We start from the raw sequence: 12,107 nt of genomic DNA on the forward strand, positions 1-12,107 counted from the left end.
CACACCTCAAATCACTTCGGGAGCCAGAGACACGATCTTCATGAAGCGCTCGCTGCGCAGCTCACGCGTGACCGGGCCAAAAATACGGGTACCAATGGGCTCAAGCTTGGCATTGAGCAGCACAGCCGCATTGCCATCAAACTTGATCAGCGAGCCATCCTGGCGGCGGATACCCTTGGCAGTGCGCACCACGACGGCGTTGTAGATTTCGCCCTTCTTGACGCGACCGCGCGGCGCAGCCTCTTTGACGCTCACCTTGATAATGTCGCCAACGCTGGCATAGCGGCGCTTGGAACCACCCAACACCTTGATGCACAGCACGGACTTGGCGCCCGTGTTGTCGGCAACCTCTAAACGAGATTCTGTCTGGATCATTTGATTTAATTCCCAACTTAACCTGCGCTCATGAACGCAGCCGCATACGGCAAGCCGTCATGCGCCATGCGCCACACAGTCAGTCTTGGACCCGTCGCCGCAATCGACGCCCCTCAGCGCGGAGCACATAGCCCACACCATAAAAGCATCGCCCGCGTCGTTTGGGCAGATACCCACCTAAGAACCACCAACAGAGGCCGCCATGCTTTCCACAGCGCCCTATACCAAGCAGTCAAAAGGCGAAGCTGGCGATTATCGCGCGCAATCCTTTTACACGTCAAGACTTTTTGTGCAATCGGGCCCAGATACGCCCCTATCACGATGGTCTGCCCGTCAAAATATCCCAGCGCAGCACCAGCAAAACCGCAAACGTTGCTTCTAAGCAACGCGCAGTACGCATCAGGCCAGGCCCTGGTATTGCTGGCACAGCGGCTCGAACTCGGCAGCCGAGACTGGCTGGCCCAACTCTTCGCTGAGGATTTGCGCTACGCGCGCACTGGCCTGATGCGCCGCGCTGGCGTGCAGAAACAGCAGGCGGCTACGCCGCGCCAGCACGTCTTCCACGGTGCGGGCGTATTCGTGCCGTGCGGCAAAGCGCACCATGGCTTCGGTCAGGCCGCTTTGTGGCGCCAGCATGACATCAGCGCCAGGCAGGGCCTGCACCCAAGCGGCCTCATCGCCATAGGTGGCCAGGCCTTGCACGTCGCCCAGCCCAGCGGCTGTCGCGGCCTGTGTCTGGCTGCGGTGGCCCAGCAACGGCAGCTGGCGCGTTGCGCAAGGCGGCAGCTTGGCCGGCAGCAGCTGTGCCAATTGACAATGGCGCAGCACGTCTTCAGCCATAGCGCGATAGGTCGTCCATTTGCCGCCCGTGACCGTCACCAGGCCGCTGCTGGCCACGTGCACCGTGTGCTCACGGCTGATGCTCTTGGTGCCGCCCGCATCGCCCAGCGGCTTGACCAGCGGCCGCAGCCCAGCCCACATGCTCAACACGTCACTGGGGCCTGGGGCCTGGGCCAGGTAGCGGCGCGCTTCGTCCAGGATGAAGCCCACCTCCTGCTGCAAGGGGTGCGGCTCCAGCGGGGTGTCGGGCCGGGCCGAGTCGGTCGTGCCCAGGATGACCTTGCCCAGCCAGGGCACGGCAAACAGCACGCGCCCATCGCGCGTCTTGGGCACCAGCAATGCGTGCTCGCCGGGCCAGAAGCGGCGATCGACCACCACGTGCGTGCCCTGGCTGGGGCTGACCATGGGCTGGGCAGCCTGTCCGTTCTGGGCTTCATCGAGGTTGCGCACAACATCGACCCAAACGCCCGTGGCGTTGATCACACAGCCTGCTTCGAGGCGCAACTGCGCGCCCGTTTCCTCATCCTGCGCCTGCGCGCCGCACACGCGCCCAGCACCGTCCTTGAGCAAGCCGGTGACGCGGCAGTAATTGAGCAGCAGTGCGCCATGCAGCGCAGCCGTACGCGCCAGCGCCAGCGCCAGGCGTGCGTCGTCGAACTGGCCATCCCAATACTGCACGCCGCCGCGCAGCTGCTGCGGGTTGACGTTGCCCAGCAGCGCCTGCACCTGCGCGCGCGACAGGAACTGCGTTGCCCCCAGACCTTGACCAGCGGCCAACATGTCGTACACGCGCAGGCCGGCGCCGTAGAACGGCGTCTCCCAAAGGCGGTATGAGGGCATGACAAAGGGCAGCGGCCGCGCCAGATGTGGCGCGTTGCGCAACAAGATGGCCCGCTCCTGCAAGGCCTCGCGCACCAGCGCGATGTTGCCCTGCGCCAGGTAACGCACGCCGCCGTGTACCAGCTTGGTGGCGCGAGAAGAGGTGCCCTTGGCGAAATCGTGCGCCTCCAGCAGCGCCACCGAAAGGCCGCGCGCGGCCGCATCCAGCGCCACGCCCAGGCCGGTGGCGCCGCCGCCGATGACCAGCACGTCAAAGCGCCCGGCGGCGGCCAGAGATTGCAGGATTTGCGCTCGGTCGGTCACGGCCGGGGCGGCGGGGTTGTGGGGGGCGGAAGCGGCGGAAGAAGCGGACTCGTTCATGGATCAAGCAGCCCCGCGCCAGGCGGCGGGACGAAGCGATGGCAAAGCCGCTTATTGTGCCCCGGGATGGGCCGCGCCCTGCCCTGCCGCAGCCTCTGCCACAGGCACAGCAGACCCAGGCGTGGCAAACCACTGGGGCACGGCATCGGCCATGCGCGCGAACACGGTTTGCACATCCAGCGCATCGGCGCCCAGCAGGGCCTGCAGCGCTGTGCGGTTTTCGAACAGGCCATGCAGATAGCAGCCCAGCACGTTGCCCGGGCCATTGGCCCAGGCCAAGCCAGGCAGCAGCGTTTGCAGGCCGTGACCGTTGGCCAGCATGGCCGCGTATGGCTGGGTCTGGCCCTGGTGGATTTCATAGGCCGTCAGCTCCAGCCCAGCCAGGGCCTGCCAATGGCCTTGCAGCGCGCCCAGGCGATAGCGCCCGTGACGCACCTGCTTGTGCGGCGCGAACTGCGTCACCAGCGGCAGCAGGCCCAGGCCGGGCTGGTTACCCTGCGTATGCTGCGGGTCGATCAGGCTCTCGCCCAACATCTGCAGGCCGCCGCAAATGCCCAGCACCGGCTTTCCAGCCTGGGCGTGGCGGGCGATGGCCGCATCCACCCCGTGCTGGCGCAGCCAGAGCAAATCGGCCACCGTGGCCTTGGAGCCCGGCAGCACGATCCAATCCGCCCCGGCCAGCTCTGCCGCGCTGCGCGCCCACACCAGGCGCACGCCAGGGGCCTGCTTGAGCGGCTGGAATTCATCGAGGTTGCTGCTGCGCGGATAGGCCACGATGGCCACGGTGCGCAACGTTTCGCCCACGCCGCCTGGCGTGCTGCTGGCGCTGGCGTCGAACACCCCGTCTTCCTCAGGCAGGCCGTGGCGCGGCCACATCGGGATGGTGGCCACCACCGGCACGCCGGTGCGCTGCTGCAATTGCTGCGGCGCAGGCGCCAGCAGGCGGGCATCGCCGCGAAACTTGTTGAGCACAAAGCCCTTGATCAGCGCCCGATCGGCATCATCGAGCAAGGCCCAGGTGCCATACAGGTGCGCGAATGCGCCGCCTCGGTCGATGTCCGCCACCAGCAGGCAATGCGCCTGGCAATGGCGCGCCACGCGCATGTTCACCACATCGCTGCGCGCCAGGTTGATTTCCGCTGGTGAGCCCGCGCCTTCGATCACCACGACGTCGTAGGCGGCGCGCAGCCCATCCAGCGCCTGCGCGATCACTGGCCAGACGCGCGGGCCGCGCTCACGCCAGGGCAAGGCCGTCAGCTCGGGCTCGACCTGCCCCAACAGCACCAACTGGCTGTGCGTATCGGCCTCGGGCTTGAGCAGCACCGGGTTCATATCCACCTGCGGCACCACGCCCGCGGCCAGTGCCTGGAAATACTGCGCGCTGCCGATCTCGCCGTAGCCGCCGTCAGGCCTGGCCACCACGCGGGCGTTGTTGCTCATGTTCTGCGCCTTGAATGGCGCAACGCGAAAGCCCTGGCGGCGGTACCAGGCGCACAGCGCCGTCGCCAGCCAGCTCTTGCCAGCGCCACTGCTGGTGCCCAGCACCATCACGCACAGCGCGCTGCGCTGGCCCGGTTGCGGCACAGGCAGGTTGGGAAGTTCGGAAGCGGACATGGAATTCAATGGACAAGCAAGAAAGCAGCCGAGGCGCAGCCAGCGCGCATTGTTGCAGGCTGCGGCCCGCGCCCAGCGCATCCGCGCATCACCCCCCGCCCGCACCCAAGGCCTGCCAGGCGCGCGCCAGGGCCCGCTGGCTGGCCGGCGGCTGCACGCTCAGGCGCCAATGCCCAGGCAGCCCCATGGAGCTGGTGTCGCGCACCTTGATGCCTTGCGCCCGCAGCGCCTGCTGCCACGCACCCAGCGCCTGCGGCGGGCCGGGTCGCACCACGAAGTAATTGGCCAGGCTGCCCGGCAGCACCTGCCACCCCAGGGAGCGGCACAGCGCCAGCTGCGCGCGCTTCCAGTCGCGCAGCTGCGCGCGGCTGCCAGCCAGCCACTGCTGCACTGGCGCCTGCATCCAGGCCTGCAGCAAGGCCACGCCGTGCGCGCCCAGCGGCCAGGAGGGCGCCAACGCATCGAGCTGCGCCAGCGTGGCCTGCAATTCCTGGCGCGCCGCCGCATTGGCCAGCTGCGGCGCAATCGCATAGGCCGCGCGCACGCCCGTCAGGCCCAGGGCTTTGTTGGGCGAGAACAGCTGCCAGCAGGCTTTCTGGCGCAGCTGCACGCCGGTCAACCAATCGGGCCAATCGGAACCAGGCGCGTCGGGCGCGCCGTCCTCAGGCTCGTCATCGGACCATTCATCGGGTAGCAGCATCAAGGGGGCATAGGCCGCATCCAGAAAGCGCCGCCCCGCCTGCGGCGAGCCGGCCTGGGCCATCCAGTGGGTCATCCGCGCATCGGCTGCGCCCAGCGGGCTGGAGGGCACGCACAACCATTCCAAGTCGGCCACGCTGGCTTGCTGCCCTGGGCCATCCTGCACGGGCCGGTGCGGCACATGCCGCACATTCAGCCCCAAGGCCTGGGCCTGCTGGGCGTAGTCGCCGTAGGCTGGGCTGGGCACTGCCACCGTGTGTAAGCCATGCAGCCGCGCCCAGACGTGGATGCGATGAATCAACTCGCTGCCGCTGGCGCCCAGCAGCAGCCGCTGCACCGGCACGCCATGCCAGGCGGCCAGCGCGGCGCGCAGCTCGGTGTAGTGCGGGTCCGGGTAGTGGCGCGCATCGGCCTGCTGCACTGCCTGCAAGGCCTGCGGGCAAGGGCCGCAGGCATTGCTGTTGGTGGAAAAGTCCAGCGGCGCCAGGCCCTGCGCATCGGCCCCGCCATGCTGGCGGCCCAGCCCTAGGCTCTTTCCGGTCAGCGGCATCACAACGCTCCTTTGACGCTGGCGCTGGCCGCCAGCGCCCACAGCCCACACAACGCAGCCAACAGCCAGGCAGCCAGCAGCCACAGGGCCAGCGCGCGGCCAGCCAGGGCTAGGGCCTGCGCCGTTTGCGCCGGCTGGGGTGCGGGCGCTTGCGGGTGCAGCACATAGGCCCCGGGCTTGCCCAGCCGGCAGCCCAGCAGCAAGGCCGTGGCGGCCATGGGCCAGCCGCCGTTGGGCGAAGGGGTCTTGCGCGCCTGCGCGCCCAGCTGCTGCCAGGTGCGCCTGCGCCAGCCGCCCTGGGCCGGGTTGGCCAGCAGCAGCAGCAGCGCCGTCAGGCGCGCCGGCAGCCAGGACAGCACGTCATCGGCGCGCGCAGCCCATTTGCCGGCCCATTGCCAGTCGCGCCCGCCGCGCTGGCCTGGGTAGCCCCACATGGCATCGGCAGTATTGGCAAAGCGGTACAGCGCCGCGCCGGGCAGGCCCAGCAGGGCGAACCAGAACAGCGGCGCAATCACCGAATCGCTGAGGTTTTCCGCCAGGGTTTCGATGGCGCTCTCGCGCACCTGGGCCGCGTCGAGCCGGGCTGTCTCGCGGCTGACCAGCCGCGCCAGCTGCGCCCGCCCGGAGGGCAGCGATTGGCCCAGCGCCTGCTCCACGGCCTGCACCTCCTGGCGCAGCATGCGCCAGGCCAGCAAGGGCTTGAGCAGCGCGCCCAGCAGCAGCGCCAGAGCCAGGCCGACCAGCAGCGGCGGCACGCGGCCCTGGGCCTGCCAGGCTGCCTGCAGCAAGGCGGCTTGCAGCGCCCAGGCCAGCGCCGTCCACAGCAGCGCCAGCGCCAGCCAGGCCAGCGCACCGCGCCGCAGCCGCTGACGCTCCTGGGCCGCGCCCTGCGCCCGGCCGCCAAACAGCCAGGGCTGCAGCCGCTGCAGGCTGCGCCCCATCCAGACCACTGGGTGCCAGCGCACGGGCGGCTCGCCCAGCCAGCGGTCCACGAGCAGCGCCACGCTCATGCCCAGCGCCAGCATCAGCGGCCAGGCGCCTGGGGGCCAATGCCATGCGTCCGTCATCAATGCCGCCCGTTGGTGGATTCGTTATTTGCCCCAACCACTGCTCTTGCTCATCGCGCAAAGACCATGAGCAGGCGCTCAGTCTTCAATACCGCGCTGCGCGGGCACGCCAGCCTGGTAGGCGTGCTTGACCAGCTGCATTTCCGTAACGGTGTCGGCCAGCTCGATCAAGGCCTGCGGGCAGCGCCGGCCGGTGAGCACCACGTGCACCTGCTGCGGGCGCTCGCGCAGGGTTTGCAGCACCTCCTCCAGCGGCAACCAGCCGTAGATCAGAGGGTAGGTGATTTCATCGAGCACGACCATGAAGTATTCGCCGCCAAGAATGGCCTGGCGCGCCTTGGCCCAGCCCGCGCGCGCCAGCTCGGCCGAGTGCTCCAGGTCGCGGCTCTTCCAGCTAAAGCCATCGCCCAGCCCTTCGATGGGCAAGCCCAGCTGCTCGAAACTGCGATGCTCGCCAAAGCGCGCCGAAGGCACTTTGACGAACTGATAGATTTGCACCGCCTTGCCGCGCCCATGCGCGCGCAGCGCCAGCCCGAAGGCCGCGGTGCTCTTGCCCTTGCCGTTGCCGGTATTGATCAGGATCAGCCCTCGGCGCTCGCCCTGGGGCTTTTGCCGCACCCGATCTACCGGGGGTTGCTCGATCTGGATGTCCATTGCATTGCTCCTTGTCTTGAGGGTTCAAAGCCGCGGCAAGGGCTGGGCCAGGGCCTTGATGTCGATGGCCTGGCCGGCTGCCACCAGCAGCACATGGCGGCAGTGCTGCGCCAGGGCCTGATTGAGCAGGCCCAGCTCATCGGCATAGGCGCGCACGGCCCGCCCCAGCGGCATCACGCCCCAGCCCATTTCATTGCTCACCAGCACCACCGGCCCGCGCGCCTGGGCCAGGGCCTGCAGCAGCGCGGCCTTGGCAGTGGCCAATGCGGCGCGGCGCTGGCGCAGCAGCGCGGCCTCGTCCGGCGGTGCGTCCAGCAATCCGCCCTGCGTTGCACCCTGCGCCGGGGCGGGCGCGGCGGGCTCGGCGGGCATCAGCCAGTTGGTCAACCACAGCGTCAGGCAGTCCACCAGCAGCAGGCGCTGCGGCCCGCTGTGCGCGGCAATGCTGGCGGCCAGCTGCAGCGGCTCTTCCAGCGTCTGCGCCGCCGGCAGGCGCTGGAGGCGCTGCTGGCGGTGGCGCGCGATGCGTGTGCGCATTTCCTCGTCCAGCGCCTGGGCCGTGGCGATCACCAGCACCTCGCGCCCGGGCTGCTCGGCCAGCCAGGCGGCGGCCAGTTGCTCGGCATGGCCGCTCTTGCCGCTTTTCTGGCCGCCCAGCAGCAGCACATGGGCCGGGCCAGGCGACCGCTGCGGCACGGGCTCATGCGACATGGCCGGCTCCTGCATGCGCTGCCGCCGCTTGCGCCGCGCCTGCCGCATCATCTGCGGCCCCTGGCCCAAGCAGGCGCAACACGGCCTGCGGGCTGGAGGGAAACCAGGCATGAAAGTAGCTGGCCGTGAGGCTGCCCAGGCGATAGACGGCCTCGCCCGCATCGGCGCGCGCTGCGGCCGTGGCGCGGCGGTGCGCCGGGCGCTGCGTGCGGCCCCAGGCCGGTAGCTCGGTCTGCAGGCGGCTGTAGTGGAAGGTGTGGCCGCGCAGCGCAGGCTCTCCCGCAGCGGCATCGGGCGGCAGCCACTGCTGCGGCCCCAGGCCGGCCAGGCGCGGCTGCATCACGGCCTGGGCCGGCAGCAGGCCCCACAGCGGTTGTAAAGCCCCATCGACCTGCTGCAGCTCGGTACACAGCGCCACCATGCCGCCGCATTCGGCCCAGATGGGCTTGCCCTGCGCCCAGTGATCGTGCAGGGCCTGGCGCAGCCCGGCATTGGCGTGCAGGCGCGCGGCATGCAGCTCGGGGTAACCGCCAGGCAGCCACAGCGCATCGCAGGCCGGCAAGCCATCGCCGGCCAACGGCGAGAACCACGCCAACCGTGCGCCCAGCGCCTGCAACAGCTCCAGATTGGCCGCGTAGATGAATGCGAAGGCCGCATCGCGGGCAATGGCCACGGTCTGCCCGCGCAGCGGCTGGCGCTGCAGCAGCGCCGGGGCGGCGGCCAGCGCCAGGGCGTGTTCGGGCGGCTGGACATGGCGCTGCGGGCCGCTGCTCACGCCCGCAGCGCCAGCGTCTGACGCGGGCGCGGCTGCGCGCGGCTCTTGCGCTGGCGCAGGCTCAGCAAGCGCAAAGGCTGTCTGCCAACGCTGCAGGGCGGCGCCATCCATCTGGCCCAGCGGCGTCTGGGCCAACGCATCGGCGGCCAGATCCAGACGCGCCAGCGCATCACGCAGCTCACCGCTGGGCACCAGGCCCAGGTGGCGCTCGGGCAGCAGCGACAGCGGCTTGGCGCCCGATGCGCCCTGCGGCGGCTGCGGCGGCTGCGGCACATCCTGCAGCTGCAAGGGCGGCAAGGCCCCGAGCCAATCGCCGCTGGGCTCCAGCGCCGCCTGCAGCAATTGCGCATGGTGGGCGCTGGCCACGCCATTGCACAGCACGCCGGCCCAGCGCAGGTCGCTGCGGTAATGCTTGAGGCCATACACCAATGCCGCGCAGGTCTGCGCCATGGCACCGGCCTGCAGCACCGGCATCACGGCAATGCCCCATTGCTGCGCCAAATCGGCGGCGCTGGGCGTGCCATCAAACAACCCCATCACGCCTTCGATGAGGATCAGATCGGCCTGGCAGGCGGCCGCGTGCAGACGCGCAGCCACGTCCTGCGGACCGGTCATCCACAAATCCAGGTTCTGCACCGGCGCGCCACTGGCCAGCTCGTGCCAGTGCGGATCGAGAAAATCCGGCCCGCACTTGAACACCCGCACCCGACGCCCCTGACGGCTGTGCAGGCGCGCCAGCGCCGCCGTCACCAGGGTCTTGCCCTGGCCCGAGGCCGCAGCCGCCACCAACAAGGCCGGGCAATGGGCCACGGCGGCGGACTGGGCCTGCTGCGGCCCGGCGGCCTGAACGCCCACTGCGGGCTGCTGCTGCGCTGGCATGGTCTTGGTCATCTCCTGTGGGGGGCTGGTGCGGCGGCGATTGTAGGGCGCACAGGCCGGCCTGCCGCGCCCTGCGCTGCCGGTGCTTGCCAGAGTTGGCCGATTGCGCTGCAATGACCGGACCGCGCCAGCCCGGCGTGGCATGACCACAAAGCCTGGCAACCTGCCCAAAGGAGATGAAAGATGCCTGAATTTCGCACGCTGCTGTCTGGCTACAGCTTTCTTGAGGGCCCGCGCTGGCGCGAGGGCCGCCTGTGGCTGTCGGACTTCTACACCCACCAAGTGCTGGCCTGTGACATGCAGGGTCAGGTCGAGCAGATGGCCCACGTGCCGGGCCAGCCCTCCGGCCTGGGCTGGCTGCCCGGCGGCCGCCTGCTCATCGTCTCCATGCGCGATCGCAAGATCCTGCGGCGCGAGCCGGACGGCCAATTGGCGCTGCACGCCGATCTTTCACACATTGCCAGTGGCCATTGCAACGACATGGCCGTGGATGCCCAGGGGCGCGCCTGGGTGGGCAATTTCGGTTTTGACCTGATGGGCGGCGCGGCGGTGCGCACTGCCGCACTGGCGCGCGTCGATCCCGACGGGCAGGTGCATCAGGCTGCCAGCGGGCTGTACTTTCCCAACGCCATCCTGCCCACGCCCGATGGCCGCTCGCTGATCGTCAACGAGACCCTGGGCAATCGCCTGTCGGTATTCGACATCGCCGCCGACGGCAGCCTGGGGCCGCGGCGCGACTGGGCCGTGTTCGGCCCGCTGGTGCAAAGCGCCGCGCTGGACGATTTCATCGCCGGCGGCAAGGTGGCGGCTGACGGCGCAGCGCTGGACGCCGAAGGCGCCGTCTGGGTGGCCGACGCCATCGGGCAACGCGTGCTGCGCGTCGCCCAGGGCGGGCGCATCCTGCAGGAGGTCTCCACCGGCGCCATGGGCTGCTTTGCCTGCGCGCTGGGCGGCCCAGACGGGCGCACACTGTTTCTGTGCGTGGCGCCCGACTTCCTGGAGCACCAACGCCGGGCCGCGCGCGAGGCCCAGGTCTGGACGCTGCAGGTCGATGTGCCAGGACTGTCAGGCTGAAACCCCCTGCATGCCAGCGGCACACGCCTGCACCGCTGTCGCGGCAAGCGCTTTCCCGCATTGCATTCGGGCATGCTCGCCGCTATGCTGCGCGGCCCGCAGCGTTGGCGCTGCCTGCGCGCGCCTTGATGAATCGAACCCGGTCGGGCTTCGTGGCGCGACCCTCATCCCATTGCAACCGAAAGGAGACTTTTTCCATGACACAGAACTCTTCCCGCCCCAGCCGTGGCCTGGCCCTGCGCGGCATTGCCTGCGCCAGCATGCTGGCCCTGGCCGCTGGCGGCGGGGCCCAGGCCGCCGAGCCCAAGCTGACCGATGGCCTGGTCAAGATCGGCGTGCTGACCGACATGGCCGGCCCTTACTCCAGCATGGGCGGGCCAGGCTCGGTGGTGGCCGCGCGCATGGCCGTGGAGGACTGCCTCAAGGCCGAGTGCAAGGGCATGAAGATCGAGGTGGTCAGCGCCGACAACCAAAACAAGGCCGACATCGCCGCCTCGCGCGCGCGTGAGTGGCTGGATGTGCAGCAGGTCGATGCGCTGGTGGATTTGACCAATTCCGCTGGCGCCCTGGCCGTGCAGCAGATCATCAAGGAGCGCGGCGGCATCGCCATGTACTCCGGCCCAGCCACCACGCGCCTGACCAATGCCGACTGCGCGCGCAATGGCTTTCACTGGATGTTCGACACCTATTCGCTCTCGGCCGCGCCCGTGGCGGCCATGACTCAAGCCGGCGCGAAGAAGTGGTTTTTCGTAACGGTGGATTACGCTTTCGGCCACTCGCTCGAAAAGGACGCCACCGAAGTGCTCAAGGCCAACGGCGGCGAGGTGGCCGGCTCGGTGCGCCACCCGCTCAATGCCAGCGACTTCTCCTCCTTCTTGCTGCAGGCCCAGGCCTCGGGCGCCGATGCCATCGCGCTGGCCAATGGCTCGCAGGACACGGTCAACGCCATGAAGGGCGTGCATGAGTTCGGCCTTTCGAGCGGCAAGCAACAGGTCACGGCGCTGCTGGTGTTCCTCTCGGACGTGCACGCCATGGGGCTGGAGACGGCCAAGGGCCTGAAGTTCTCTGAAGGCTTTTACTGGGATCTGGACGACAAGACGCGCGAGTTCTCCAGCCGCTTCGAGCAGCAGCACCGCGGCAACAAGCCAACCATGGTGCACGCCGGCGTGTATTCGAGCACGCTGCACTATCTGAAATCGGTGGCCGCCGCCGGCACCGACGACTGGAAGGTCGTGGCCGAGAAAATGCGCGAGCTGCCCATCGAGGACGCGGTGATGCGCAATGCCTCGATCCGCGACGATGGCCGCGTGATCCACGACATGTATGTGTTCCAGGTCAAGACGCCCGAGGAATCCAAGGGCGCCTGGGATTACTACAAGCTGGTCAGCACCATCCCGGCCGACAAGGCCTTCCAGCCGCTGGCCACATCCAGCTGCCCGCTGGTGAAGAAGTAAGCGCCAGCTCGCCCGCAAGTAGCCTGCAGCTGGCCTGCGCTGCACGCGCAGGCCAGTTGCAGATCTTCTCTTGCACACACGCCCCCACCGGCTTGCCCAACAGGCCCGGCGGGGGCGTGTGCCTTCATAGAATCGTGGCTTTGCGCCTTGCAGCCCATCCCAAGCCGCTGCTTGCCCACTCGCCCCAGATTTTGAGCAGGCTCTCAGCGCCTGCC

The 12,107-nt window shown here is 69.1% G+C and carries 10 protein-coding genes; 2 read left to right on the top strand and 8 right to left on the bottom strand.

Translation table 11 applies throughout. The features are described from left to right. Nucleotides 1-6 precede the first annotated feature (6 nt). From rplN to CK620_RS07240, 8 genes are all read right to left on the bottom strand, one after another. Nucleotides 7-375 carry a 50S ribosomal protein L14 gene (rplN, locus tag CK620_RS07205; protein ID WP_095539506.1) on the bottom strand — a complete coding sequence of 123 codons (369 nt, stop codon included), beginning with the start codon at nt 373-375 and terminating at the stop codon, nt 7-9. Nucleotides 376-774: 399 nt separating this feature from the next. After that, the gene (locus CK620_RS07210) at nt 775-2,415 is read right to left on the bottom strand and encodes a glycerol-3-phosphate dehydrogenase/oxidase (protein ID WP_095549731.1); all 1,641 of its coding nucleotides are present in this window, start codon (nt 2,413-2,415) and stop codon (nt 775-777) included. A 51-nt stretch (nt 2,416-2,466) separates the two neighbouring features. Further along, on the bottom strand, nt 2,467-4,029 hold the full coding sequence (locus tag CK620_RS07215) for a cobyric acid synthase (protein ID WP_095549732.1): 1,563 nt from the start codon (nt 4,027-4,029) through the stop codon (nt 2,467-2,469). A gap of 88 nt (nt 4,030-4,117) precedes the next feature. Beyond that, nucleotides 4,118-5,278 carry an aminotransferase class I/II-fold pyridoxal phosphate-dependent enzyme gene (locus CK620_RS07220; RefSeq protein ID WP_095549733.1) on the bottom strand — a complete coding sequence of 387 codons (1,161 nt, stop codon included), beginning with the start codon at nt 5,276-5,278 and terminating at the stop codon, nt 4,118-4,120. Then, entirely contained in the window at nt 5,278-6,345 is a 1,068-nt protein-coding gene (gene cbiB, locus CK620_RS07225; RefSeq protein ID WP_095549734.1) for an adenosylcobinamide-phosphate synthase CbiB, read from the bottom strand. Before cbiB ends, CK620_RS07220 begins: the two co-directional genes overlap by 1 nt. Nucleotides 6,346-6,423: 78 nt before the next feature. After that, entirely contained in the window at nt 6,424-6,993 is a 570-nt protein-coding gene (gene cobO, locus CK620_RS07230) for a cob(I)yrinic acid a,c-diamide adenosyltransferase (RefSeq protein ID WP_420894215.1), read from the bottom strand. 30 nt (nt 6,994-7,023) lie between these two features. Beyond that, nucleotides 7,024-7,710, bottom strand: coding sequence for a bifunctional adenosylcobinamide kinase/adenosylcobinamide-phosphate guanylyltransferase (gene cobU, locus CK620_RS07235; RefSeq protein ID WP_095549912.1), 687 nt, complete (start codon nt 7,708-7,710; stop codon nt 7,024-7,026). Then, nucleotides 7,700-9,376: a nucleotide-binding protein gene (locus CK620_RS07240; RefSeq protein ID WP_238946057.1), complete on the bottom strand. Its 1,677-nt coding sequence runs from the start codon at nt 9,374-9,376 to the stop codon at nt 7,700-7,702. Before CK620_RS07240 ends, cobU begins: the two co-directional genes overlap by 11 nt. A 171-nt stretch (nt 9,377-9,547) precedes the next feature. Here CK620_RS07240 and CK620_RS07245 point away from each other — a divergent pair, with 171 nt between their 5' ends. Together CK620_RS07245 and CK620_RS07250 are read left to right on the top strand one after the other, a co-directional pair. After that, the gene (locus CK620_RS07245) at nt 9,548-10,438 is read left to right on the top strand and encodes an SMP-30/gluconolactonase/LRE family protein (protein ID WP_095549736.1); all 891 of its coding nucleotides are present in this window, start codon (nt 9,548-9,550) and stop codon (nt 10,436-10,438) included. Nucleotides 10,439-10,698: 260 nt separating this feature from the next. Continuing rightward, on the top strand, nt 10,699-11,892 hold the full coding sequence (locus CK620_RS07250) for an ABC transporter substrate-binding protein (RefSeq protein ID WP_238946070.1): 1,194 nt from the start codon (nt 10,699-10,701) through the stop codon (nt 11,890-11,892). Nucleotides 11,893-12,107 lie beyond the last annotated feature (215 nt).

The organism is Vandammella animalimorsus (assembly GCF_002285285.1).
Taxonomy (GTDB): Bacteria; Pseudomonadota; Gammaproteobacteria; order Burkholderiales; family Burkholderiaceae_C; genus Lampropedia; species Lampropedia animalimorsus.

Bases quoted from the DNA above. Each gene is read 5' to 3' on its own strand.
- CK620_RS07250 (WP_238946070.1), top strand. From the start codon at position 10,699: ATGCTGGCCCTGGCCGCTGGCGGCGGGGCCCAGGCCGCCGAGCCCAAG.
- cobU (WP_095549912.1), bottom strand. From the start codon at position 7,710: ATGTCGCATGAGCCCGTGCCGCAGCGGTCGCCTGGCCCGGCCCATGTG.
- rplN (WP_095539506.1), bottom strand. From the start codon at position 375: ATGATCCAGACAGAATCTCGTTTAGAGGTTGCCGACAACACGGGCGCC.
- CK620_RS07240 (WP_238946057.1), bottom strand. From the start codon at position 9,376: ATGACCAAGACCATGCCAGCGCAGCAGCAGCCCGCAGTGGGCGTTCAG.
- CK620_RS07210 (WP_095549731.1), bottom strand. From the start codon at position 2,415: ATGAACGAGTCCGCTTCTTCCGCCGCTTCCGCCCCCCACAACCCCGCC.
- CK620_RS07245 (WP_095549736.1), top strand. From the start codon at position 9,548: ATGCCTGAATTTCGCACGCTGCTGTCTGGCTACAGCTTTCTTGAGGGC.
- CK620_RS07220 (WP_095549733.1), bottom strand. From the start codon at position 5,278: ATGCCGCTGACCGGAAAGAGCCTAGGGCTGGGCCGCCAGCATGGCGGG.
- CK620_RS07215 (WP_095549732.1), bottom strand. From the start codon at position 4,029: ATGTCCGCTTCCGAACTTCCCAACCTGCCTGTGCCGCAACCGGGCCAG.
- cbiB (WP_095549734.1), bottom strand. From the start codon at position 6,345: ATGACGGACGCATGGCATTGGCCCCCAGGCGCCTGGCCGCTGATGCTG.